This is a genomic window from Rhodococcus sp. LB1 (genome assembly GCF_001583455.1).
GTDB lineage: Bacteria > Actinomycetota > Actinomycetes > Mycobacteriales > Mycobacteriaceae > Rhodococcus_F > Rhodococcus_F opacus.
Genome location: NZ_LTCZ01000004.1, coordinates 59,086 through 82,934, shown reverse-complemented (window position 1 = coordinate 82,934; position 23,849 = coordinate 59,086). Strand labels below are relative to the sequence as shown.

General features: G+C 65.4%; 21 protein-coding genes. 7 read left to right on the top strand and 14 right to left on the bottom strand.

All coding sequences use genetic code 11. The features are described 5' to 3' along the window. Positions 1-20: 20 nt before the first annotated feature. A complete protein-coding gene (locus tag AZG88_RS01010; protein WP_061045562.1) occupies positions 21-785 on the top strand; it encodes an SDR family NAD(P)-dependent oxidoreductase in 765 nt (254 codons plus the stop codon). Between the two features lie 131 nt (positions 786-916). Here AZG88_RS01010 and AZG88_RS01005 read toward each other — a convergent pair whose 3' ends face one another. Further along, a complete protein-coding gene (locus AZG88_RS01005) occupies positions 917-1,768 on the bottom strand; it encodes an enoyl-CoA hydratase/isomerase family protein (protein WP_231913747.1) in 852 nt (283 codons plus the stop codon). A gap of 62 nt (positions 1,769-1,830) precedes the next feature. Between AZG88_RS01005 and AZG88_RS01000 the strand changes: the two genes are divergently transcribed. Further along, on the top strand, positions 1,831-2,886 hold the full coding sequence (locus tag AZG88_RS01000; RefSeq protein ID WP_061045563.1) for an acyl-CoA dehydrogenase family protein: 1,056 nt from the start codon (positions 1,831-1,833) through the stop codon (positions 2,884-2,886). A 175-nt stretch (positions 2,887-3,061) separates the two neighbouring features. Here the strand turns inward: AZG88_RS01000 and AZG88_RS00995 are convergent, their stop codons facing one another. The 8 genes from AZG88_RS00995 to AZG88_RS00960 all read right to left on the bottom strand — a co-directional run bounded on the left by AZG88_RS00995 (position 3,062) and on the right by AZG88_RS00960 (position 12,323). Then, positions 3,062-3,862, bottom strand: coding sequence for a crotonase/enoyl-CoA hydratase family protein (locus AZG88_RS00995; protein WP_061696795.1), 801 nt, complete (start codon positions 3,860-3,862; stop codon positions 3,062-3,064). A gap of 23 nt (positions 3,863-3,885) precedes the next feature. After that, the gene (locus AZG88_RS00990; protein WP_061045565.1) at positions 3,886-5,040 is read right to left on the bottom strand and encodes a thiolase family protein; all 1,155 of its coding nucleotides are present in this window, start codon (positions 5,038-5,040) and stop codon (positions 3,886-3,888) included. A gap of 87 nt (positions 5,041-5,127) precedes the next feature. After that, a complete protein-coding gene (locus AZG88_RS00985; protein WP_197436371.1) occupies positions 5,128-6,642 on the bottom strand; it encodes a class I adenylate-forming enzyme family protein in 1,515 nt (504 codons plus the stop codon). A 216-nt stretch (positions 6,643-6,858) separates the two neighbouring features. After that, on the bottom strand, positions 6,859-8,049 hold the full coding sequence (locus AZG88_RS00980) for an acyl-CoA dehydrogenase family protein (RefSeq protein WP_061045566.1): 1,191 nt from the start codon (positions 8,047-8,049) through the stop codon (positions 6,859-6,861). 54 nt (positions 8,050-8,103) lie between these two features. Next, positions 8,104-8,886 (bottom strand): enoyl-CoA hydratase/isomerase family protein, encoded by a 783-nt coding sequence (locus AZG88_RS00975; RefSeq protein ID WP_095867825.1) that lies wholly within the window; start codon positions 8,884-8,886, stop codon positions 8,104-8,106. 178 nt (positions 8,887-9,064) lie between these two features. Continuing rightward, entirely contained in the window at positions 9,065-10,339 is a 1,275-nt protein-coding gene (locus AZG88_RS00970; RefSeq protein WP_082764904.1) for an FAS1-like dehydratase domain-containing protein, read from the bottom strand. A 131-nt stretch (positions 10,340-10,470) separates the two neighbouring features. After that, a complete protein-coding gene (locus AZG88_RS00965; RefSeq protein ID WP_061045568.1) occupies positions 10,471-11,976 on the bottom strand; it encodes a class I adenylate-forming enzyme family protein in 1,506 nt (501 codons plus the stop codon). Between the two features lie 35 nt (positions 11,977-12,011). Continuing rightward, positions 12,012-12,323 (bottom strand): hypothetical protein, encoded by a 312-nt coding sequence (locus tag AZG88_RS00960; RefSeq protein ID WP_373560045.1) that lies wholly within the window; start codon positions 12,321-12,323, stop codon positions 12,012-12,014. A 172-nt stretch (positions 12,324-12,495) separates the two neighbouring features. Here AZG88_RS00960 and AZG88_RS00955 point away from each other — a divergent pair, with 172 nt between their 5' ends. Beyond that, positions 12,496-13,254: an SDR family NAD(P)-dependent oxidoreductase gene (locus AZG88_RS00955; RefSeq protein WP_061045569.1), complete on the top strand. Its 759-nt coding sequence runs from the start codon at positions 12,496-12,498 to the stop codon at positions 13,252-13,254. A gap of 183 nt (positions 13,255-13,437) precedes the next feature. Next, positions 13,438-14,280, top strand: coding sequence for an acyl-CoA thioesterase (locus AZG88_RS00950; protein WP_179443211.1), 843 nt, complete (start codon positions 13,438-13,440; stop codon positions 14,278-14,280). A gap of 123 nt (positions 14,281-14,403) precedes the next feature. Here AZG88_RS00950 and AZG88_RS00945 read toward each other — a convergent pair whose 3' ends face one another. From AZG88_RS00945 to AZG88_RS00935, 3 genes are read right to left on the bottom strand one after another with little or no spacing between them, the layout of a single operon-like run. Then, positions 14,404-16,737, bottom strand: coding sequence for an acyl-CoA dehydrogenase family protein (locus tag AZG88_RS00945; RefSeq protein WP_082764905.1), 2,334 nt, complete (start codon positions 16,735-16,737; stop codon positions 14,404-14,406). 24 nt (positions 16,738-16,761) lie between these two features. Beyond that, positions 16,762-17,547 (bottom strand): enoyl-CoA hydratase-related protein, encoded by a 786-nt coding sequence (locus AZG88_RS00940; protein WP_061045572.1) that lies wholly within the window; start codon positions 17,545-17,547, stop codon positions 16,762-16,764. 10 nt (positions 17,548-17,557) lie between these two features. Continuing rightward, positions 17,558-18,553, bottom strand: coding sequence for an NAD(P)H-dependent flavin oxidoreductase (locus AZG88_RS00935; protein ID WP_061045573.1), 996 nt, complete (start codon positions 18,551-18,553; stop codon positions 17,558-17,560). A 282-nt stretch (positions 18,554-18,835) separates the two neighbouring features. Between AZG88_RS00935 and AZG88_RS00930 the strand changes: the two genes are divergently transcribed. Next, on the top strand, positions 18,836-19,636 hold the full coding sequence (locus AZG88_RS00930) for a FadR/GntR family transcriptional regulator (protein WP_061045574.1): 801 nt from the start codon (positions 18,836-18,838) through the stop codon (positions 19,634-19,636). An 80-nt stretch (positions 19,637-19,716) separates the two neighbouring features. On the opposite strand, the gene AZG88_RS00925 is transcribed toward AZG88_RS00930, so the two are convergent. Further along, positions 19,717-20,109, bottom strand: a complete 393-nt coding sequence (locus tag AZG88_RS00925; RefSeq protein WP_063819702.1) for a HepT-like ribonuclease domain-containing protein — start codon at positions 20,107-20,109, stop codon at positions 19,717-19,719. A gap of 391 nt (positions 20,110-20,500) precedes the next feature. Between AZG88_RS00925 and AZG88_RS00920 the strand changes: the two genes are divergently transcribed. Further along, positions 20,501-21,076, top strand: coding sequence for a VOC family protein (locus AZG88_RS00920; RefSeq protein WP_231913745.1), 576 nt, complete (start codon positions 20,501-20,503; stop codon positions 21,074-21,076). A gap of 48 nt (positions 21,077-21,124) precedes the next feature. After that, positions 21,125-22,714 carry an FAD-dependent oxidoreductase gene (locus tag AZG88_RS00915; protein WP_231913743.1) on the top strand — a complete coding sequence of 530 codons (1,590 nt, stop codon included), beginning with the start codon at positions 21,125-21,127 and terminating at the stop codon, positions 22,712-22,714. Between the two features lie 87 nt (positions 22,715-22,801). Here AZG88_RS00915 and AZG88_RS00910 read toward each other — a convergent pair whose 3' ends face one another. Beyond that, positions 22,802-23,785 carry an NAD(P)/FAD-dependent oxidoreductase gene (locus tag AZG88_RS00910; protein WP_061045577.1) on the bottom strand — a complete coding sequence of 328 codons (984 nt, stop codon included), beginning with the start codon at positions 23,783-23,785 and terminating at the stop codon, positions 22,802-22,804. Positions 23,786-23,849: the final 64 nt, after the last annotated feature.

Here is a 23,849-nt window from a genome sequence, read left to right as displayed (position 1 = left end):
ATCAGCGAAAGGCACAATCCATGGACCTCACCCACGCGTCGGCCGCGGTCACCGGCGGCGCCTCCGGCCTCGGCAGGGCGACCGCAGAGGCCTTCATCGCTCGCGGCGTACCGACGGTCATCGTCGACCTCCCGTCTTCGAACGGCGCGGCTGTCGCCAATGAGCTCGGCGATCTCGCAACGTTCATGCCCGCCGATGTCCGCGATCCCGAGGCCGTCGACGCGGCACTCGCGGCGGCCGAACAGACGGCGCCGTTGCGAGCCGTCGTTCACTGCGCCGGTCGCGGCGGCAAGGTGCGCCTGGTCAACAAGGACGGCACACCCGGCGACCTGGACCTGTACAAGCAGGTCATCGACACCAACCTCGTCGGCACCTTTACCGTGGCCAGCGTGGCCGCTGCCAGGATGGTCAGGAATGAACCGGTCGACGGCGAGCGCGGTGTCATCATCATGACCTCGTCCGTCGCCGCCTTCGAAGGCCAGATAGGTCAGGCCGCATACTCCTCCGCGAAGGCCGGCGTCGCGGGAATGACGATCGTCGCGGCACGCGACCTCGCACGCAAGCTCGTTCGCGTCGTCACGATCGCCCCCGGGACGTTCGAAACGCCCATCCTCGGCGGTCTGTCCGAGAAGGTGCGCGATTCACTCGCGTCCCAGGTTCCCCATCCCACCCGACTGGGCGACCCGGCCGAGTACGCGAAACTTGCGCTTGCCATCGTGGACAACGCGATGATCAACGGCGAGACGATCCGTATCGACGGCGCGATTCGGATGGCGCCGGTGTAGACACCGCCCCGTCCCCGACGTGTGCACGAATATGGGGACGGTGGGAGCGACTCGCGCCCACCGTCCCCATTTTCCGTCTTCTCGTACCCCACCTCGCGCGAGCCGTCTCCACCACGCCGGACGCACGAGCGTCAGCCGGCAGCGCCCGACAGCGCCGCGCGCGCACCGAACACCGGCGAGCGCTTCTCGAGGAAGGCAGCCTTGGCCTCGGCAGCGTCCTCGCCACCGATATTGTTGACCTGGGCCTGCGACTCGAGCCGCAGCGCCTGCTCCATGCTTCCGCCGTCGACCGCTGTGTTCAGGAGCTGCTTCGTCAGCGACAACGCCCGAGCCGGGCCCGCGGCGAGGCGCTCGGCCATCGAATCGACCGTGATGTCGATCTCGGACGGTGCACAAACCCGCGTCACCAGGCCGAGATCCGCCGCCTCCTGCGCGGAGTACATGTCGCCGAAGTAGGCGATCTCCTTCGCCTTCTGTAGACCGACCAGCCTGGGGAGCAGCCAGGAGCCGCCCATGTCGACCGAAAGCGCACGACGAACGAAGATCTGCGAGAAGCGGGCCCGTTCGGTTGCCACCACCAGGTCACACCCCAGGGCCAGATTCCATCCCGCTCCGACGGCAACGCCGTCCACCTTCGCGATGGTGGGGATCGTCATCGCATGCAGCGTGCGAGCCGCTTCACTGGCGTCGGACATGAAGTCCAGCGTGTCCCCACCCGTCAGGCTCGCGAGATCGGCCCCGGAACAGAAGTCGCCGCCGTCGCCGGTGAGCACCATGACGCGGTCGGCGTGCGCCCGCTCGATCGAGGTGAAGGTCTCGGCCAGTTCGTGCCACATGGCCAAGTTCACGGCGTTCTTCTTCTCCGGGCGGGACATGACAACAGTCACGACACCGCCGCTACGCTCGACACGCAGAAACTCCACCGACGTTGCTCCCATCTTCCACACATCCACGATCGGCGCCGCGACTCCGACACGGCGCACTAGCCGAAAAGCTAGTGCACATGGTTAACTACGTCAACAAGCACGATTCCTTGAGGAGTGTCATGGACTTCGCTCTGAGCGACGAGCAGGTTGCCCTTGCCGAGACCGAGCGCGCCTGGCTCGCCAAGAACGATCCCCTACTCGTCCGCCGACCGACGATCGACGACGGTCCCGCGAGGATCCCCCAGGGCGCGCTTCGCCACATCGCCGAATCCGGCATCATCGGCCTGCTCACGTCCGATCTGGGCGGCACCCACGTCGATCTACTCGTGCTGTGTGAAGAACACGGACGCTCCGGAAGTTCGGTTCCATTGGCGGAGTTGACGATCGCCTGCCGCCTGCTCGAACAGATCGGCCACCCCACCCTCGAAGACGCCGCGTCGGGTGAATCCCTGACCGTGCCCGCGGTCGGCTCGCTCGAGGCGCCGGCACTGCACGCCGGCATCGAGGGAACCTCCCTCCGGCTGCACGGTACGACTGCCCCTGTCACCGGACTCGTCGACGCCCAGCGGGTTCTCATCCTCGCATCGACCACGGACGGCACGGAAGTGGCCGCTGTCGTCTCCGTCGACGCCGTCACCATCCGCACCCTCGAAACCCTCGACCTCACCCGATCGTGGGCGGTCGCCGATCTCGATCTCACGCTCGACACGGGCGAGTGGTCGGCCGTGCCGGCAGGCACCTTGGCATTCATCCGGGACGAACTCGCCACGTACCGCTCGACGGACGCCGTTGGAGCCGCGTCCCGGCTGCTCGACCTCACAGTGGAGTACGCCGGTCAGCGGACGCAGTTCGACCGGCCGATCGGCAGTTTTCAGGCAGTCAAGCATCACTGCGCCGACATGGCGCTCTCCGTCGAGGCATCCCGCGCGGCGTTGTGGGCCGCCGCGGTGGCGCTGGACGGCACCGACCTCGAGGTCCGCACGCGCGCGGTATCGGCGGCGGCGGCCTACGCGGGCGAGGGCACCAGCACGACCGCGCAGACCGCGCTTCAGGTTCACGGCGGTATCGGGTTCACCTGGGAACACGACGTTCACCTCCTGATCCGCCGGATCAAGGTAGACGAACTCCTCGATGGATCGGTGAGGTACCACCGGCGCCGTCTGATCAGCGCCTGAGCGCAAAGCCTCCGCACGCACAAACGCGGGGTCCGGCTGCGGCCGGACCCCGCGTCTCTGCGTATTGCCCGACCCTGGAGGGCGAAGTGACGCCACCAGCGGAAACACGGCAACGGCCCGGTCCGCAGTGTCACACTGCCGACCGGGCCGACACCTCTGGCCTGCGGGCCTCGAATCAGCGGGCCTTCCAGACCGGCTCGCGCTTCTCCGCGAACGCGCGGGGGCCTTCCTTGGAATCCTCACTGGTTGCGAGCTGGTTCCACTCTGCGTCCGACAGCGCCCATCGGGCGGTCTCCTCGACCTGCACGCCATTGATCACGCTGTACGCGATGCGCTTGCTGGCCTGGACGGACAGCGGCGCGTTGACGGCAATCCGCTGCGCAAGATCGACCGCGGCCTCCACGACCTTGCCAGCCGACACGACCTGGTTGATCAGGCCGATTTCGAGGGCCCGCGCAGCGGTGATCGGATCGCCCGTGAAGATCATCTCCATCGCCAGACGCTGCGGAATCTGCACCGGAAGCCGGAAGACTCCACCCGCGCCCGCTAGGAGACCACGCTTGACCTCGGGAAGACCGAACGTCGCGTTCTCCGATGCGACGACGAGGTCCGCGGCCAAGGCCAACTCGGTACCACCACCGAGCGCGGTGCCGTTGACCGCGGCGATCGTCGGCTTGTCGGTGTACTTCTTCGCGAAGCCGGCAAAGCCCCACTCACGATGGTCCGGCGCATACACCGATTCCCCACGAGAAAGTGCCTTGAGATCGGCACCCGCACAGAAGGACTTGTCGCCCGCGCCGGTGATAACGATCGCACGAACCTCGGCATCCGCGGCGGCCTCGTCCAAGGCGCCACCGACACCGGCGCTGACGGCCGAGTTCACCGCATTGCGCGCATCCGGGCGGTTGATCGTAATCACCATGACGTTGTCCACGCGCTCGACGAGCACCACGGGTTCGTTGGATCCAGTCACCATATCTCCTTGTTCGATAGCAGGTTTCAGTTGGCGTCGAGCAGTTCCAGGATGGTGGCGTTCGCCTGCCCACCGCCCTCACACATCGTCTGGAGGCCGTAGCGCAGGTTGTTGACGCGCATGTGGTGGATCATGTCGGTGAGGATTCGGCCACCCGATCCGCCGAGCGGATGCCCGAGAGCGATCGCTCCACCGTTCGGGTTGACCTTCGCCGGGTCGGCACCGATGTCCTTCAGCCACGCGAGCGGGACGCTCGCAAACGCCTCGTTGACCTCGAACACACCGATGTCGTCGAGCGCAAGACCGGACTTGGCGAGAACCTTCTCGGTCGCCGGGATCGGAGCGGTCAGCATGAGGACCGGGTCGTCACCGACGACGGAAACGGTGTGAATCCTCGCGATCGGAGTCAACCCGTACCGCGCTGCGGCATCCTCGCTCATGATCAGCAACGCCGAAGCGCCGTCAGAGATCTGAGAAGCGTTACCCGCGTGGATTACACCGTCTTCCTTGAACACGGCCTTGAGCTTGGCCAGCGACTCCTCGGTTGTACCGCGACGAATGCCCTCGTCCCGGGAGATCACAGTGCCTTCCGGAGTGGTGACCGGAATGATCTGGGTGTCGAACAACCCCGCGTCCTGCGCGGCGGCGGCGCGCTCGTGCGACCGGACCGCGAACTTGTCGAGGTCCGAACGGGTCAGTCCCCACTTCTCGGCAATCGCCTCCGCACCGACACCCTGGTTGGGCTTGATTCCGTTGTACCGCTCCATGAATGCGGGGCTGTACGGCGATCCGTCGAAGGTACCGGCCGAACCCATCGGAACGCGGGACATGGACTCGACTCCGCCGGCGATGACGACATCGTAGTGTCCGGCTGCCACACTCGCGACCGCGAAATTGAGTGCCTGCTGCGAGGAACCACACTGCCGGTCGACGGTCACGCCAGGAACTGTCTCCGGCCAACCTGCCGCGAGCACCGCGTTGCGGGCGATGTCGTTGGCCTGGTCGCCGACCTGCTGAACACACCCCCAGATGACATCCTCCACAACGGCGGGATCGATCCCGACGCGCTCGACCAGTGCGTTGAGAACGACGGCGGACAGGTCGGCCGGGTGAACGGTGGACAAGCCACCATTGCGCTTGCCGACGGGGGTACGAACTGCTTCCACGATGACTGCGGTCATGCTGTGCTCCTTGATGTCCCTGGCATCGGCTCGGGACGAGTGAGTGTTTTCCAGTGGTGCGGCATAGCTGATCGCCCGCCTGGATGGTCAGACCCGTGCGGCTTCGATCTCCGCGACTATGTCGAGCAGGCGGCGACGGTCGATCTTGAGTGATACCCCACGTGGAAGTTCGTCGACCGCATGGATGGCGACCGGAACCTCATAGCCGGTCAACCTGCCACGGGCGAAGGTCTTGAGATCGTCCTCGGACACTTCCTGTGCCCCTTCCGCGAACTCGACCACGGCAATCGGAACCTGCCCGAGGCGGTCGTCGGCCCGGCCGAAGACGCACGCGTCGAGAACGGACGCGTGCGCTCGCAACACATCCGAGACAACCTCCGGGTGAATCTTGAAGCCGCCCCGAATGATCGCGTCGTCTGCCCGGCCGTCGATGTAGAGGAATCCGTCCTCGTCCAGGTGCGCGAGGTCGCTCGTTCGCAGCCAGCCACCTGCACCGGCACCGGTCTGGCCGGCCCGTACCTCCAATCGACCCGTTTCGCCGACCGGCAGCACCTCGCCGTTGTCGTCGACGGTCCGCAGGTCGACTCCCGGGAACGGGCGTCCGACGCTTCCGCGCTTCCGCGTCCACCATTCGATGTGCAGCGGCTTGGTCCAACCCGCAACGGCGCCGGAGAACTCGGTGGCGCCGTACACGATCAGCACGGGAATCCCGTACTTTCCGATGAACTCGTCCGCCAGGTCCGGGCTGACGAACGCGGTGCCTGCGGTGACGGCACGCAAACTCGCCAGTTCCTCGGCCGGTGGGTCCGCACTGAGTAGCGAGCGCATCGCCGCCGGCGGCAGACTCGCGATCCTCGGCTTGTGCTCGGACACGGCACCCACCCAGCCCTCCACCGTGAAGCGTGGCAGCAGCACGAAGGGGCGTGCCTCCGTGAGTGCCTGCAGCACGGCCCAGAGTCCGCCGATGTGCACGATCGCCAGGGTCACCAGGGACACCCGCCCGGTGAGCGGTTCCCGATCCGGACCGGCCGCTCCGGTGTGACTGTGCACCGCGGACATCGCTGCGTCGAGCTGGCGCCACGTCAGTGGCACCCGCTTCGGTGGGCCGGTCGTGCCGGAGGTGAACATTTCCACGGCGACCGGGTTCTGCTCGTCCTGAGGAGCCTCGATCGTCACGTCGGGGCCCCCGCAACGCTGCTCGACCACCGATCCGTCGACCGCGAAGCCGACGATTCCCGATTGCCCTGCCGCCGAGACGAATTCCGATTCCGACCACAGTGCCGCGGGCGCCAGAACCACCTGCGGCATCGAATTGACCAAATCCGTCGTCACCCGAGAGGTGGGCTGCATCGGGTTGAGCGTGACAATCGTGCGCCCCTTCCCGAGGATTGCAACCAGCGCCGCGATCGACTCCACGCGGTTGCCGAGCACCACCCCGATACGCGACCCCTCACCGCAACCCACGCTGCCCAACGCTTCGTCGATGCGCTCGACGAGAACTCGAACCTCACCCCAGGTGAACCATCGACCCTCGTGTTGGATCATGTTCGCGGCATCCGGCGCCGACCACAGGGCACCCAATCCGTCTCTGATACCCGCCACTGATCGCCTCCAGTTCCGCCGACGAGGAAGACCTGAGCTCCCCCGGCCCGCCCTTCATGGCGCCGCCCCGGCAATTCCGATCGCGCCGAATGGACGCGTTCACATCAAGATAGATCACATAGTTAACTAGGTCAATCTATAACTTGTCTGACGGAACGCGGAAATGGGGGACCCGTGTTCACGGGTCCCCCATGACGATCGGGTGCAGCGAATACCTCAGCGTGGCATGCGAAGTCCGCGTTCGGCGATGATGTTCCGCATGATCTCGGAACTGCCTCCGGCGATGGTGTAGGCGCGGGCGTACAGGAACTCGTCCTGCCAACGCCCGTGATCGACGGCTCCGGCGTCGCCCTCCACGAGAATACCTGCCTCACCGCAGAGTTCGATCCCCAGACGCGCGATCTCGACTCCCAGTTCACTGAAGAGCAGCTTCGCCATCGGACCGTCGGATACCCGCTCCGACTTTCGGGACCAGCGACTGATGTTGGCGTACACCAAAGCGGAAAGTGCCTCAACCGAGGCGGACAGGCCGCCGAGCCGTTCCTGGACTGCGCCGTCCTCGATTGCCGGCCGCCCGTTGACCGTGACCTTCGCGGCGAGGTCGACGAGGGCAGCGACGTTCTGACGCAGACGGACCGCATTGGTCGCAACCCCACTCCGCTCGTGCCCGAGGCTGGAGTTCGCGATCGACCAGCCTTGATTCAGCTCGCCGATCAGGGCATCCGGACGGAGTTCGACGTTGTCCAGAAAGACCTCGTTGAAGTCCGACGTCCCCGTCATCTCCCGCAGCGGACGCACGTCCACACCAGGCAATCGCATGTCGACGATGAAGGCGCTGATGCCGCGATGCTTGGGTGCGTCCGGATCCGTCCGCGCAAGCAGATAGCCGAAGTCGGACCATTGCCCGTTCGTGGTCCAGACCTTCTGACCGCTGACGCGGAATCCGCCGTCCGGGGTCCGTGCCGCCTTCGTCCGCAGCGACGCCAGGTCGCTGCCCGAACTCGGCTCGCTGAAGAGCTGACAGAAGATCAACTCTCCTGAGCGGATGCCCGGCAGATACCTCGCCTGCTGCTCCTCGGTTCCGAAGTCGATCAGAGCATTCGCAACGAGGTTGGCCGCACCCTGGACGGCGGCGGGCGTTCGTGCGCGCGCGAGTTCCTCGCCGACGACGACGTCCCGCTCGGCGGAGTGTGCGCCGCCCCGGCCGCCGAACCGCTCCGGCCAGGACCCGCCCACGTATCCGGCGGCGAAGAGTTTGCCTGTCCACTCCTTCAGGAGCGCGAGCTCCTCGGGGTTCTCGGCGCTCCGCACTCCCGCCTTGGGCGCGATATCGGGAGCATTCGCGGCCACGAACGCCCTGACCTCACCGCGAAACTCTTCGAGTTCGGCGGTCATCCCGTAGTCCATCTCAGATCCCCTTACCCATCGCACCGCGGCGGATCGACGAGGCAGCGCAGGTGGTCATCGGACCTCGTACTTCCGAGTGGGAACCTCGGATCGGACGATTTGCGCCTTACCGATCGGATTGCCCAGCGACGTGTAGGACATCCCCGTCGCCAGCGCCTGCGAGCGCGTCGAATCCTTCGACTCCCAGATTGCACGGACGCTACCCTGGATCGCGGCCGCAGGCTTGGACGCGATGCGTGCGGCAAGGTCCTGCGCCCGGCCCCACAGCCGATCCCGGGTCACGATCTCGCTGACCAGTCCGATCTCGTATGCACGTTGGGCGGACATCCGTTCGTCGAGGCCGAGGAGGACCATCCGCAACACTTCTCCGATCGGGATGCGGTGCGCGAGCCCGATCGGCTCGAGAGCGGCAACCAATCCGTAGGAGACATGCGGGTCGAAGAATTGAGCATCTTCGCTCGCCACGATGATATCCGCCTCGTTGATCCAGTACAGTGCACCGCCGGCCACCATCCCGTGCACCGCACAGACCAGGGGCTTCCAACAGCCGTTCTGCTTGGGTGACAGTTCCGCCCCGGGATCGCGGCGGCTGAACACGTTCTCGGAGACGTACGTACCCTCCTTGACGTCCATGCCGGTACTGAAGGCGCGCTCGCCGCTGGCCCGCAGCACGATGACGTGCACGTCGTCGGTTTCGGCCGCGTAGTCCCACAGAGCCCGGAATTCACTCCGCATCTCGTTGGTGAACGAGTTCAACCGGTCCGGACGATTCAGCGTGATGGTCAGAACGTGGTCTTCAAGCTCTGCGATCACCGTGGTCAAGCTGCTCAGGTCCACAGTTCCTCCTGGAGAGTACGGGCACACCCATACCTACTATGTTATGGGCAGGTTCGTCGATCGATCGGACTGCGGATCGCCATCGCCGGATTGCCCGGCGCTGGAGCAGGTCTGCCTGGGGCGGTTCGCACGCACGCCCCAAGCAGACCTGAGTTCGAGGGTCCGATAGATCGACCGGTCACGTCTGATCGGAACGGCGCTTCTCCGCACGCAACTCGCCGTGCCGCTTGAGCATCTGCGCGGCGATCCGCTCCCATTCCCGGGGAGCCGTGGGAAGAATCGCGAGATCGGATGCACGACTCGGCAACGACACCGTCGCGGTAGCCGGGCAGGTCACCTCACCACGCTGACTGGTACCGCGGAACTCGAGGTCGACGAGGTGCCGGTCACCCTCGGTTCGCTTGCCGACAACATGACCGGTGAAGTAGTGAGTGTCGCCGAGGTAGTTGAACTTTCGCATCTGGCTGGACATCGACTCGATCCAGCCCGCGTCGCCGATCCAGTCGGTGAGGTAGTGCGACAACCAGCAGTCACGCATCATGCCGTAGTCGTACGCTGCAGGAAGGCCGATCGAACGCGCGTACTCACTGTCCCAGTGGATCCGCTGCGCGACGTCCGGAATGCCCTGCTCGTTGGGAATGTAGAACGGACCGATACGCTTGCGGTTCTTGTGGGCCAGGCGCCCCGCGGACGGCGTGTACGGAGCGAATCCGTAACCGCCGGAATGGAACACCATCATGTCCGTCGCGGTCAACGGCCCCTTGACCATGTCGCCGAGAGAATCGCCGACCTGGATGTCTTCCCAGTAGCGAGTCTCCGCTCCGCGCGGCTTCTCCGCCGCGTAGAGCTCGTCGATCGCCGCGATGTCCTCGGGTGTGTACGTCGCCGCCTCGATCGCGTCGTACTTCTTCCGCTTCTTCGACTCGTGCCGTTCGGTGTGAATCGTGAGCACACGTTGCGCCTGCACGACCTCGGCACGCTGGTTGAACTGGACGTGTATGCGAGTGACGAGCAACGATCGGCCCGCGAACTCGGACTCCTTCAGTTCGACTTTCTCGAAACCGTGGAAGGAGTAGATCGTGTCACCGTCGTACACCGGGCGGTACCAGTCGGTGGTGCTGCCGGAGACGAATACGTGGATGCCGCGGAAGGCCGGCCTGCGCTGATCGCGTGGGACCGAGTCTGCAAGCAACTCCTGCCGGAGGGCGATGTTGATCATCGGCGGCGCAATCTGACCACCCCAGCGAGTGTCGCGGCCGTACTCCTCGTCGACGAACAGCGGGTTGTCGTCACCGTAAGAGCGCGCGAAGTTGCGAATGACGTCCGGGGTGGCCCGGCTGAACTGCTCACGCTGGGTGACCGCGTGATAGATGCCGACGAGATCCCTGGCTCGCTGGATGTCGGTGTCGAGAAACTCGTAGATCTCGGCTTCGGCCTTCTCCGCCGTGGTCATGGGTACCTCCGTGATCGATGGGCGCGAACCGCGTCAGCGCCAGTGAACCGGCCGCGGGGCCGGTGAGACCGATACCCCGCTACCACAGTAAGTGAACTTAGTTATATATGTAAAGCCGAGGTTTGGCCGGGTCAGGCCGTCGCAGCCCGTTCAGTGAGGCGATCGACGACATGGCGCCGCACGAGCTTGCCGGTCTCCGTGCGGGGCAGATCATCCCAGTACGCGATTCGCTCGGGAGTCTTACTGCTACGCAACGTGTTCCGAACGAAGGACCGCAACTCCTCCCCGTCGACGCTCTCGCCGGGACGCAGCACGACCGCCGCCTCGATCCGCTGGCCCCACTCCTCGTCGGGCAGTCCGACGACAGCAACGTCCAGCACCGCGGGGTGGCGAAGCATCACGTCCTCGATCTCCGCGGGCGCAATGTTCTCCGCACCACGAATGATCGTGTCGTCCACCCGCCCGCCGACGAAGAGGTAGCCGTCGTCATCGACGAAGCCCTTGTCACGAGTATCGAAGAAGCCGCGCTCGTCGACCATGCGCCCGACACCGGCGTACTCGGCCGAGACCTGATCGCCGGCGACACAGATTCGGCCCACCTCACCCGGGCCGAGAACCGCGTCGTTCTCGTCACGAATCTCGATCTGCACGCCCGGGACGGGAAGTCCGACCGAACCGAGACGCGCACGCACGGGCGCGTCACCCGATCCGATCGCGGCCCGGTGCTCTTCCGGACCGAGAACCGCAATGGTCGAACTGGTCTCGGTCAGACCGTAGGCGTTGACGAATCCGACCTCGGGCCACAGTTCCAGCGCCCGCTCGATGACTCGTGTGGGCATGGGCGCTCCCCCATAGGCGAGGCCACGCAACGCCGGAACCGTCTTGTCCGAATCGGAGTCGACGATTCGCGCGAGCATCGTCGGTACGACCAGAGCGTTCGTGACGCCCTCCTGCCGGACCGTGTCCAACCACTGCTCGGGTGTAAACTGCTCGAGAACCATCGTGCGGCGGCCGGCGTAGAGATTAGTGATCACGTTCGCGACCGCTGCAATGTGATACGGCGGCACGCTTACCAGAGCGGCGTCCGCATCATCGGCGTTCGCGAACTCGACGGAGCCGATCACATACGACGAGAGATTCTCGTGCCGCAGGAGAACTCCCTTGGGCGCCGAGGTCGTGCCCGACGTGTAGATGACCACCGCAGCACCCTCCGCGTCGAGAACCTCGTCCTCGCCGGCCTCGGTCACGTCGGATGCGGACAGTTGCTGCAGCCACCGCGCAGGAGTGCGCACGTTCAGACCCGCGCGCTCGAGCACCTCCGCCTGATTCGGGTCTGCAATCCCCAAAGCCCGGGGATGATTGGCCAAGAGCGCGTCGAGCTGCTCACGCCCCAGGCGATAGTTCACGGGGACCAACGGCACACCGGCGCGGGCGGCCGCGAACATCGCCACCGGAAAAGCGGGACCATTCACCGCCAGATAGACGATTGCATCGGCGCCGGAGTCGCGGATGGCGTCCGCACCCGCAATCGCAAGTTCTCTCAGTCGTGATGCCGTGATGCCCGCATCACGGCTGCCGATCACGACCCGGTCGCCGAAACCGTCGACCGCCATGTCCAGCAACATGGAAATATTCATCCGTCACTCCACTCGTCGTTCGGGGGCCCGCAACCTCAGTCCGAGGAGGGCAGCGGCGTGGCCCCCTTGATGGCGAGTACGCTGCCGCCGCCCAACGCGAGCTGACCCTGTCCGGCCTTGGTGCAGAGCACCTCGAGCCCCGACGCCTCGTCGACGTAGCGCTTTCCCATCACCGCACCACCGATGTGCGCAGCATCGATCGACGTTCCGTCCCCGGTCGGGGTCTTTCCCTCCGACATCGGGACGCCACCACACGTCAGCGTCACGTCCCCCTCGGCGGGACGGAGCACGACCAGGGTGGTGGTGTCGACTGCGCTGGCCAACGACTGACCGACCTTGAGAATCACGATTCCTCCATTCACGGGGTGAGCTGTACGACCGTGGAGACGGTCGTGTCGATGCCCTGGGTGTAGCGCCGACTACTTCAGTAGGGTAGCGCGCGTCACATAGTTTAGATAGTACTATAAGTGCCCTTAGATCGATTCCGTGGAACCTCCTCACCGTAAGGACATCGTTGAAATGAACATCATCGGCAAGAAGGCCGTCGTCGTCGGTGGCGCGTCGGGCATGGGGCGGGCGACCGCGGAGGCCCTCGCAGCAGGAGGCGCCCAGGTCGCGATCCTCGACCGTGAAGGCAGCGCCGGAAAGGACGTCGCGACCGAGATCGGCGCGATCTTCCACCCGATCGACATCACCGATCACGAGGGCGCGGAACAGACGCTGGCCGCCGCCGTCGCCGATCTCGGCGCCCTGCACATCGCGGTGAACACCGCCGGCGGCGGGACCGTGAAGAAGACCCTCGGACGGAACGGCCCCCACGACCTCGAGAGCTTCCAGAAGGTCATCGACCTCAACCTTGTCTCGACGTTCAATCTGAATCGGCTCCAGGCCTTCCACATGTCGCACAACGAGCCCGAGGACGACGAGCGCGGCGTGATCGTCAACACCTCCTCGATCGCAGCCTACGAGGGCCAGATCGGCCAGGTCGCATACAGCGCCGCGAAGGCGGGCATTGCCGCGATGGCACTGGTCATGGCCCGCGACCTCGGCCCGCAGGGCATCCGCGTCCTTGCCATCGCCCCGAGCCTGTTCGCGACCGGCGCCACGGCCAAGTTCACTGCCGAGCAGGTCGCTCCGCTCGTCGAGGATGCGGCCTTCCCCAAGCGCATGGGCCGACCCGAGGAGTTCGCGAAGCTCGCACTCGCCATCGTCGACAACCCGATGCTCAACGGGCAGGCCCTGCGCCTGGACGCCGGGCAGCGATTCGCACCCCGCTGATCAACCCGCCAAAGCGTCTTTTGCCGTGGCCGATTCGGCTCGCATCGACAATCGGCCACGGCGTCGCCCGGCCCGCCCCGGCCTCAGATTCGGCCATGGCGCCGAATCTGTGAAAAAGTATGAGGAATTGCCATGCCGCTTCCACACGGGGCCGAGTCCCTTACATCACTCAGGCGCCCTCCTGTGGGCGAGATTCTCACGCTCGCGCAGCTCGACAGGGACCTGTTCCGCGGTGAATCGCATACCCCCGCCCGCCGCATCTACGGGGGCCAGACATTAGGCCAGGCACTCGTGGCGGCCGGTCGGACCGTCGACGGCGACCATCACCCCCATTCGCTCCACGGACACTTCATTCATCCGGGTCGCTCAGACCTCCCGGTCGACTACCGAGTCGAACGCGTCCGGGACGGCGGCAGCTTCACCACTCGTCTCGTACGAGCGGTTCAGAACGATCGAACCATCCTGTTGGCGACCGCGTCGTTCCATCGTGACGAGCAGGGCCTCACCCATCAGGACACGACCACGACACCTAGCCCGACCCCGGAGGATCTCCCCCGCTTCGAGCACAGCCTGAGCGCCTCCGATCTGGGCGATGCGGAGTGGCTGCGCCGACTGCTCGTCAACGTCGGAGTCGAGTTCCGATTCCCTGGCGAGTATCCACGCGTGGCGAACCGGCGCGGAGAGCAGCTACCACCCCGGCAGCGCGCCTGGGTCCGGACCCCGGGAGTTCTCGACGACGAGCCTCTGGTTCAGGCGGCGGGATTCGCGTACTGCTCGGACCTGTTCCTACTTTCGGCAGCCCTACCTCCGCATGCCCGGCACATAGACACCCCCGGGCTGAAGCTGGCAAGCCTGGATCACACCGTCTGGCTGCACACACCGTTTCGCGCGGACGAATGGCATCTGTACGAGCAGCACGGGTACTGGATGGGTGGCGGCCGTGGGATAAGCAGGGGACGTCTCTACAACCGGGACGGCATGCTGCTGGCGAGCACGATGCAGGAAGGACTGCTGCGGTTCCGCTGATGAAACATCGGCCGCCAGATCGCGCAGACCACGCCTCAGACGCTCGGCGAGCGGCGCAGCCAGACCCCGTCCAGGGTCGTTCACGCTGTCATCGGCGACACCGTCGTCACACCTGCCCTCCGGTCATCTGACGCGGTCGAGCAACTTCGTGACCGCCCGGTCGCGCATCACCTCGGGTCGACTGAGCCAGGCTTCGTTCGCGATCGCCCTGCGCAACAACAGATGTGCGGTGTGCTCCCAGGTGAAGCCGATGCCGCCGTGAATCTGGATGCACTCTTCGCTCGACCACACCGCAGCGCTCAGTGCCTCGGCCGATGCGAGTTCCGCGGACAGGACCGCATCCGAGTCCACGCCGTCCCGATCCGCTGCTGCGAGGACCTGCCCCCGTGCGCCCTCCGCACCGACCAGTAGGTTGGCACACTTGTGCGAGATCGCCTGGAACGACCCGATGGCCTGCCCGAATTGTTCACGCTGCCCGGCCCATTCGACGGCGAGGGCAAGCGCGCGGTTGGCAACGCCGACCGAGTCGGCCGCGACAAGCAACTGCGCCACCCGATGAGCCGCAGCGAGTGCATCTGCGACGAGCGCTCCCGCGGCCACCACCGTTGCCGGTGTCGCGTCCAAGCCGACGGTACCGACCGTCGCGGTGATGTCGATCGAGTTCTGGACGGTGATCGAGGCCGCACCCGGCTCCACGGTCGCCAGCAGAAGTTCACCGGTGGCGACATCGGTGGCGAGCACGACCAAGATGTCGGCGACTGGGGCACCAGCCACTCGCTCGACGACACCCGTCAACCGGCCCGTGCCGCACACCGGCAAGTCTGTGTCGCAGACCCAGCCGCCGTCGTCGACGGGTGCGACGAACGCGGCGGTGGCTCCCTTGATCACGGCTTCGGCCGCCCTGTCTGCACCAGCCGCAAGGAGAACTTCCAATGCGATTGCGGTCGGCACCAGCGGCACCGGAGCAAGGCGGTATCCGGCCTCCTCGACGGCCGCGCAGAGCAGCCGCAAGGGTGCGCCGCCGCCGCCGAGTCGCTCCGGAGCGGCCAAACCCGGCAGTCCGAACTTGACCAACTCGTCCCAGAGCCCGATGTCGTAGTCACCCGGCGAGGTCTCCCGGGCGAGGAGGTTTTCGGTCTCGACGTACGAGGAGATCGCCGAGCCGAGAACCTCCCGAAGCGCTGCTTCGTCCCCCTCCGGCGCCGCGAGTGGCCGACCCGGTGTGACGGCCGGGGCGCGCCGGCCCTCTCCACGGTGCGACGGCAGCCCCAATACCCCCTCCGCGATCGTGTTCCGCTGGATCTCAGCGGTGCCCGCGCCGATGGTGGTGGCCCGCGACATCAGGTAGCCATAAGTCCAGCGGCCTTTCTCGGCGGCGCCCTCGGACTGCGCACCCAGTACAGCGGCACTGCCCGTCAGCCGCAGGGCGAGCCTGTGCAGATGCTGTTCGAACTCCGACTTGACCAATCGGTTGACGGAAGCGACACCCCCTGGGTCCTCACCCCGGAGGACGGCCTCGAGTGCTCGCGCGCTGTTCGCCGCGATGCTCCGTACGGACGTCTCCATCCGGGCAATTTCCTGGCGGATCACGGGATCGGCTGCGTATCCCCGATCGACGGCCAGTCGAACAACCTTGTCGACGGTGCCGCGGTAGCGGAACTCGTCGGCGAGGAACGCGGTGGCACGTTCGTGACCGAGGGAGGTTCGCATGATGGACCAGCCCTGCCCCTCCTCGCCGAGCCGATTGGCGACCGGGACCTCGACATCGTCGAAGAAGACCTCGGCAAAGTGGTGGCCGCCGGCCGAATCGCGAAGCGGGCGAATCTCGATGCCCGGCGAGTCCATCGGGATCAGCAGGTACGTGATACCCGACGTCCCGCGACCGGCAGGACCGGTCCGCACCAGTGCAAAGATCCAGTCGGCCCTATCAGCCTTCGTCGTCCAGATCTTCTGGCCCGTCACACGGTAGACATCGCCGTCACGAACGGCCCGGGTCGACAGTGACGCCAGATCACTACCGGCCCCTGGCTCGGAGAATCCCTGGCACCAGAACTCGTCGGCGCGCAGCAGCGGCTCGAGGAACCGATTCTTCTGCTCCTGCGAGCCGTGGACGATGATCGTAGGAGCCACGATGAAGGACATCGCACACGGGTGTTTCGGTGCGCCGGCAGCGGAGACCATGCGGTAGTAGTCGAGCTGATCGTCGAGCGAGAGTTCCATTCCACCGACCTCGACGGGCCAGCCCGGGGCCGCCAAGCCGGCGTCGACAAGCTCGGACTGCCACGCTGTCGACGCGTCGAAGCGATCGCGTGACGTGGCCGGTCGTGGGCGTTTGCGATACTCGTCGAGCAGAACGGACAGCCGGGACCGCCAGTCACCGGTGTGAGCGTCGAGCACCGCCGTGGACGTCTCTTCCACCGCGCCACCTCCCCTTGTTCGTTCGGTACGGAACTGCATACCGGGAATGAAAGTTTCTTTGTGTCAGCTTTTCTGACCGCGCCGACTGTCGAAGCGCGTACTCACGTCTCTGCCGTTCGATCGGAACGTCACCGCGGCCTCCGCCTCGAGACTCAATGCGTGCGAGAGGGAAACACCCGCGCCTTCCTTGAGCAGTCGCAGCATTCGCTGGATCGCCGCGGGGTGCCCGTCGGCGATGCGGTGCGCGATCTCGAGCGTGCGCACCATGAGCGATTCGTGCGCGACCACTTCGTTTGCGAGGCCGATTCGGGCGGCGGCCGCACCGTCGATCGGCTCGCCGCTGAGGACGAACTGGATCGCAGCCGGCAGCCCGACCATACGCGGCAGCATCGCACTTCCACCCCAACCGTTGAGCAGCCCGATCTGTGCATGGGTGTCAGCGAATTCGGCGCGGTCCGAGGCGACGATGAACGAGCAGTTCACCGCGAACTCGTAGCCACCGGTGTAGCAGGGGCCGTTTACCGCGGCGATCACCGGCTTCGAGATGCCACGCAGCACCTGGGTGGGCGTCGGCCCCTCGGTTCGTGGCGACGGACCCGAGAGCGCCTCGGGGAGGTCGACTCCCGCGGAGAAAGATGTTCCGGCGCCGGTGATGACGACGACGCGGACCTCGTCATCGGTATCCGCCCGCCACAGTTCCTTCTTGATCGCCTTGCGCATCGCCCGATTGATGGCGTTGCGCCGATCGGGCCGGTTAAGCGTGAGAACCGTGACGAACCCGTCACGTTCGACGAGCAGCGGCGGCTTGTGCGGATCTTCGGTAGTGGCTTCGACAACCACTTCGCTCATCGTGACCCCCTCAGACCGCGGCGGAGGCCGCGGGAACGAGAACCACGTCACGCGAGAGGCCGAGAAGACGCGTCTCTGCGTCGGCGGCGGTACGCCGAACCACCTCACCCGCGGCCGGGATGTCCCTGATCAGGCCCTGGACGACACCGACCGTCCAGATACCGAACTCCGGGTCACCCTCCTCGTAGACCTTGCGGCCTCGGGTACCCGCGACGAGATCCTTGACTTCCTTGAAGCGTCCACCCTTGTTCAGGATGTCGACAACCTCTTCGCTGACCGAGTTGCGGGAGGCACGCATCGTGTTGCGGAGCTGACGGAAGATCAGTTGAGTGTCGAGCTCGGAAGCCCCGACGATCTGATTCTTGATGTTCTCGTGAATGGGGCTCTCCTGCGTGCACATGAACCTGGTGCCCATGTTGATGCCGTCGGCACCGAGCGCGAGAGCAGCGGCGAGACCGCGGCCGTCGGCGAACCCACCGGAGGCGATGAACGGGATTGTCAGCGCGTCCGCCGCCGCCGGGATGAGGACGAGTCCTGGCACATCGTCCTCGCCGGGGTGTCCGGCGCACTCGAAACCGTCGATACTCACGGCGTCCACACCGATCCGCTCCGCCTTGAGCGCGTGGCGGACGCTCGTGCACTTGTGAATGACTTTGATGCCGTGTTCCTTCAGGTGCTCGACATGCACGGTCGGATCCGAACCCGCGGTCTCGACGATCTTGACGCCGGACTCGATGATCACCTGGCGGAACTCCGCGTACGGCGGCGGGTTGATGGACAGCGTCAGAGTCAGGTTCACCCCGAACGGCTTGTCTGTCATCGCCTTACAGCGCTCGATCTCCTGCGCGAGAGCATCCGGGGTCGGTTGAGTCAGTGCGGTGATGACACCGAGACCACCGGCGTTCGACACTGCTGCGGCGAGTTCCGCGCGTCCGACCCACATCATGCCGCCCTGCACGATCGGGTGCTCGACCCCGAATTCCTCGGTGAACCGTGTCTTCAACATTGCTGCTCCTAGGCGCGTGCCGGAGATCCGGCGGCAGGTACCACGGTGATCCACCACACCGTCGACTAATACAAAGCTAACATAGTTGACTATGTGAGCGGCTGCAAGATCGTGATCGGACATCATCCGATGACAGGGACCCGTTTATCGCTACGAAAGCGGGAACCCCCCGGCCAGGTCCGAGGAAACCTTGCAGGTCAGCACGGCATACAGCACGACCGGTACACTGGGTGCTTTACTGAGTACTCATAGTCACCCTTGAAAGCGAAGGTGTACGCACCCATGACCGATGACGCCACCGTTTCGCCAGTCTTCGAGCAGCGCGCACTCTCGACGCGTGCCATTCGCACTCCGAAGACTGCCGAGTTGGTTGCTCTCAAGCTCCGCCGAATGATCGTCGACGGCGAACTGAAGGACGGCGATCACCTCCCGCACGAGGCCGAATTGATGGAGCATTTCGCGGTGAGCCGACCGACGCTGCGTGAGGCGGTTCGAGTACTCGAGGCCGAACGCCTCGTCGAGGTCCGCCGCGGGTCACGCTCCGGCGCCCGCGTGTGTGTACCCGGTCCAGAGGTGGTCGCACGGCCCGCGTCGCTCCTACTGGAACTGTCCGGCGCCACCGTTGCCGACGTCTTCGTCGCCCGAGAGGCCATCGAACCGGCCGCTGCTCGCATCCTGGCGGAATCCGGCACCGAAGACGACTTCGACGAACTGGAGAGGCTGCTCGACGAGGAGGTCCCCGCCGCCTTTGCGGCGGGCGACTTCGGCCCCGCCGCTGCAAGGTTTCACCTCCGGATGGTTCAACTGTCCGGCAACGCAACGCTTGCCCTGATCGCCGGCATGCTCCACGAAATCTTCGAGAGACACACCACCAACGTGGCCCGTGAACGCGCCATCGTCGATGCCGAGGCCGCCCACGAGCGCTACAGGCTGTTCGTACGTTCCCTGCGACGGCTGATCAAGCTACTCCGCGACCGCGACGGAGACGGTGCCTTCGCCCACTGGAACAAGCACATGAAGGTGGCGCGGACCATGACGCTGGCCGGCAATGAAACGACGCAGGTCCGAGACATCCTCGACTGACACCCGCGCCGGGCCCCCGACCACACACCAGCCGCCGTGCCCTTCACGCGCAGCAGGTGCCCGACCCAGCCGACGTGACGTCAGACGACGTCACCTCGGCCGGCCCACTCGGTGGCTCGCTGCTCGAACTCCTGGAAGGCGGACAGCGCCCTGGCGACGACCGCCTCGACCTGTTCGGGCTCGGTGTCGAGACACAACTGCATCACGACGTGATGGGGTCCGTCGGCAGGCATGAGCTCCGAAGCGAGCTCCCTGTCGATCAGCCCGGACCTGATGGCACCTTCGCACGACTCGGAGAAGGTCTGCGGCGTACGCCCTGAGCTCGCCCGGGAAACGTGGCAGTTGATGTCGAATGCCATGTCCGTCAAGTTCGCGAGAACGCGTTCGATCACCAGGCCGGCGGTCGAGTTCCGCTCCAGGAGCTCCACATCGACGGAGCCGATGGCTTCCACCTGCCGGAGGGCTCGCCGCATGGTGATCAAGATGTGATCGATACGCTCGGAATCCGATCGAGAGTACGCATCTCGCGACGACCGCTCGGCAGCGTCGGAGAGCGCAACGCCGGAGGGGACAGTAGCCACTCCCGCATCCGGAGTCCTGCTCGATGCGACATTCAAGGTGTTCACCCCCCCATGGTGGAGCCATCACGCACACCAGTCAACATTCGGAGCTCGGATACCTCGCCACGCATGCCGATCTCCATCCGAAAATATCGATGATTCGAATCCTATTCCGCCAGATGGCATGAGCGGTGGACCGGGGTGACCCGACAGGACGACAGTGGACACGGTGTGGACTTGGCGTTCCGAGCGCGCTCTCGGACGAGTCCATCGCGAACATTAATGCCGAGGGCGAGGATTCATTGTGAAGTCGTTGAGCGATCTGATGCGCAACTGCATGCAGCTGGGATACGTGACCGAGGATATCGATGTTGCGGCAGCGTTCCTGGAGACAAGCCTGGGGACCGTCGAGTGCGTCAAGAGCTATCGATCGTCATTGGGGCGGACACTCGACGGGGCGGCACATGGTAGTCCTCCGGCCACGGATCCGCGCGCACTCGAGGGATCGTTCGTCGTCGTCGACGGTGCAGTCGCCGAAGAATGGGTGATCGATGTTGCTCTGGTCAATGCCGGCGCGACCAACATCGAGATCATCCGGCCGGTGGGCGGTGCGGTGGACCTCTACCGAGGCAAGCTCCGCGCCGACACTCCGGCGACCTTCCACCATGCAGGGTTTCGTGTCGACGACTTCGACGAGGCATCCGCAATGGTGGCGAGAAGTGGTCGAACGTGGGCGCAGTACGGAGTCAGTGGTGGTATCCGGTTCGGATACCTCGACCTGACTGCGGAACTCGGACACTTCATCGAGGTAATGGAACTCGACGAGGCGAGCGCGAACATGTTCGCGAAACTGGAAATGGCTTCCAACTCTGTCAACTGATCGTCAGGTCGGTCTCGGGGCTTCCCGCGACGCAGGAAAGGAATGAAATTGCAGAAGAATGAGGCTGACGACGTCTACGACGTCATCGTCGTCGGTTCGGGTGCTGGATTGGTTGGTGCGCTTGCCGCAGCTTCACGTGGGCTCCGGACACTCGTCATCGAGAAGACCGAGTTCATCGGTGGCACCACCGCCTACTCGGGATCGGGATTGTGGCTGCCGGGCAACGCTGCCGAGCGTCGCGCCGGGCTGGATTCAGGACCGGACCAGGCGCGCCCCTATCTCGATGCCATCGTCGGTGAGGACGCACCGTCAGCTCTGCGGGAAGCTTTCCTGCGGGCCGGTGCACCCATGATCGACGAACTCGAGAGCAATTCGTGGCTGGGACAGTTCTACTGGCTGGGCGTACCCGACTATTTCGAGAAGGCGCCGGGAAGCCTGGCCGGGGGCCGCACGATCTTCCCGGAACCCCTCGACCGTTCGGCCCTGGGAGATCTCGAGCCGTTGGTGCGTCGGCCGCAGTGGGCCGAACGCTCCGGCGCCCACCCCGGGGACGTGATGACCGGTGGGCAGGCACTGATCGCTCGCCTGCTTCTCGCGTTCACGGAAACCGGAAACGGGGCGATCCGGACGAACACGCCGTTGAAGCGGCTCGTCGTCGAAGATGGTCGGGTCGTCGGCGTCGAGGCAACCTCCGACGGAGAATCGATCACGCTGCGCGCCCGGCGCGGTGTCATCCTCGCGGCCGGCGGCTACGAGCGCAACGGCGAGTTCCGCCAGAAGTACCAACCGGAGGTGACGGGCGAATGGTCCCAGGGAGCGCCCGGTAACACCGGCGATGCCCTCGTCGCCGGAATGGAGATCGGTGCCGCAACAGATCTCCTCGAAGAAGCATGGTTCGCTCCCGGGCTCGTGGTTCCCAACGAACGTCCGGTGTTCTACACCTCTGTGTGGAGTGGAATCTGGGTCAACGACGCCGGTGAGCGCTTCATGAACGAACGACTCCCGTACGACAGGGCCGGCCACGAAATTCTTCGTGCACAGCGAAATTCGGATGTGTCGCACATCCCGGTCCACTGGGTGTTCGATCAACGCCAGTTCGACAACGAGCGCGCATTCTCCTCACCGCCGGTGGCGCCGCAGTCCACGGACTGGTTCGACATCGACAAGTTCTTGGCGGCCGGAGTCCTCCAGAAGGCCGACACCCTCGAGGAACTTGCGGAACTGATCGGTGTCCCAGCCGAAACGTTGACGAAGAGCGTCGCGCAGTTCAATGAGTACGCACTGAGCGGGAAGGACGAAGCATTCGGTCGAGGCGACGCACCGTGGGACCGAAACATCGTCAATACGTGCGGCAGCCATGACGACGGACCGAATCCGTGCCTGGGTTTGATCGGCAAGCCGCCGTTCTACGCCGCGCAGATCGTGTTGTCGGACCTCGGGACGAAGGGTGGGCTGAAGACCGACGAGAATTCCCGGGTTCTGCGGGAGGACGGCTCCGTCATCACCGGCCTCTACGCGTCGGGTAACACCATGGCTCCGATGACCGGGCGGATCTACCCCGGCGCGGGCGGTCCTGTCGGATCGTCCATGGTCTTCTCCTACCTGGCCGCACTGGACATGGCTGACTCGAACGGCTGATCGCCGACCTACCCGAGAACTGAGGGCCCCCGAGGTTGTAATCCTCGGGGGCCCTCCGGTTTCCGATCGTTCCCGCCCGAGTCGGGCTCAGGCTGCGTCTGTCGAGTGCCCGGGGAAGAGCGAGAGTGCGGGATCCAAGGCAACGGCCGCATTGTTGACTGCGGTGGCCACCTCACCGAACCCGACCGACATGAGCCGGACCTTCCCGGTGTAGGAGGTGATGTCGCCGGCGGCATAGACACGTGCCGCCGTCGTCTGCATACGACTGTCGACGACGATTGTGCGACGATCCAGATCCATGCCCCATTCCGTCAGCGGTCCGAGATTGCTGATGAAGCCGAGCGCGGCGACCACCGCATCGACGGGCAGAACCCGAGGGTCGTTCTGACCGTCGATGCGAACGTGGGCCCGCTGCACGGTGCCGTTCCCGTGGAGCGACTCCACCTGCGCATCGGTGATGATCTCGACACCACTGTCGTTCAGTTCCCGGACGCTCGCCGCATGGGCCCGGAACGCGCTGCGGCGATGGACCAGCGTCACCGAGCGGGCGATCTTCCGCAGTGCAAGTGCCCAGTCCACTGCACTGTCCCCGCCTCCGACGACGAGTACGTCACGGCCGGCGTGTTCCTGCGGGTCCGGCACGAAGTAGCTCAGGCCACGCTCGAGAAACTCCTCGCCGGCCGGGAGCGTCCGCGGAGTGAAGGTCCCGATACCCGCGGTGACGATCACCGCTCCGGCATCGATGACGGTACCGTCGGACAGCGTGACAACCGGTCGGCCGTCCGGGGAGTAGGTGAGAGCGACCGCTTCACGACCCAGGAGATAGACCGGTTCGAACGCGTCTGCCTGCGCCTTGAGCGCAGCGACGACCTCCCGCCCGAGTGCCCCCGGGACGGCAGCGATGTCGCGGATCTCCTTCTCTGGGTACAGCGCGGTGATCTGTCCACCGCACTGGGGAAGGGCATCGACGAGCACTGTGGACAGTCCGCGGAAGCCCGCCGTGTACGCGCCGAACAGTCCGACAGGACCTGCGCCGACGATGAGGATGTCTGTGGTAACGGTCTCGGCCATGGGCCGTCCTCCTGAGGTATGGCAATGATGACCGGGTCTGCCGGCCTGACCGGCCGGCAGGCCC

Bases quoted from the DNA above. Each gene is read 5' to 3' on its own strand.
- AZG88_RS01010 (WP_061045562.1), top strand. From the start codon at position 21: ATGGACCTCACCCACGCGTCGGCCGCGGTCACCGGCGGCGCCTCCGGC.
- AZG88_RS01000 (WP_061045563.1), top strand. From the start codon at position 1,831: ATGGACTTCGCTCTGAGCGACGAGCAGGTTGCCCTTGCCGAGACCGAG.
- AZG88_RS00995 (WP_061696795.1), bottom strand. From the start codon at position 3,862: ATGGTGACTGGATCCAACGAACCCGTGGTGCTCGTCGAGCGCGTGGAC.
- AZG88_RS00990 (WP_061045565.1), bottom strand. From the start codon at position 5,040: ATGACCGCAGTCATCGTGGAAGCAGTTCGTACCCCCGTCGGCAAGCGC.
- AZG88_RS00980 (WP_061045566.1), bottom strand. From the start codon at position 8,049: ATGGACTACGGGATGACCGCCGAACTCGAAGAGTTTCGCGGTGAGGTC.
- AZG88_RS00970 (WP_082764904.1), bottom strand. From the start codon at position 10,339: ATGACCACGGCGGAGAAGGCCGAAGCCGAGATCTACGAGTTTCTCGAC.
- AZG88_RS00965 (WP_061045568.1), bottom strand. From the start codon at position 11,976: ATGAATATTTCCATGTTGCTGGACATGGCGGTCGACGGTTTCGGCGAC.
- AZG88_RS00955 (WP_061045569.1), top strand. From the start codon at position 12,496: ATGAACATCATCGGCAAGAAGGCCGTCGTCGTCGGTGGCGCGTCGGGC.
- AZG88_RS00945 (WP_082764905.1), bottom strand. From the start codon at position 16,737: ATGCAGTTCCGTACCGAACGAACAAGGGGAGGTGGCGCGGTGGAAGAG.
- AZG88_RS00940 (WP_061045572.1), bottom strand. From the start codon at position 17,547: ATGAGCGAAGTGGTTGTCGAAGCCACTACCGAAGATCCGCACAAGCCG.
- AZG88_RS00935 (WP_061045573.1), bottom strand. From the start codon at position 18,553: ATGTTGAAGACACGGTTCACCGAGGAATTCGGGGTCGAGCACCCGATC.
- AZG88_RS00930 (WP_061045574.1), top strand. From the start codon at position 18,836: ATGACCGATGACGCCACCGTTTCGCCAGTCTTCGAGCAGCGCGCACTC.
- AZG88_RS00925 (WP_063819702.1), bottom strand. From the start codon at position 20,109: ATGCGGCGAGCCCTCCGGCAGGTGGAAGCCATCGGCTCCGTCGATGTG.
- AZG88_RS00910 (WP_061045577.1), bottom strand. From the start codon at position 23,785: ATGGCCGAGACCGTTACCACAGACATCCTCATCGTCGGCGCAGGTCCT.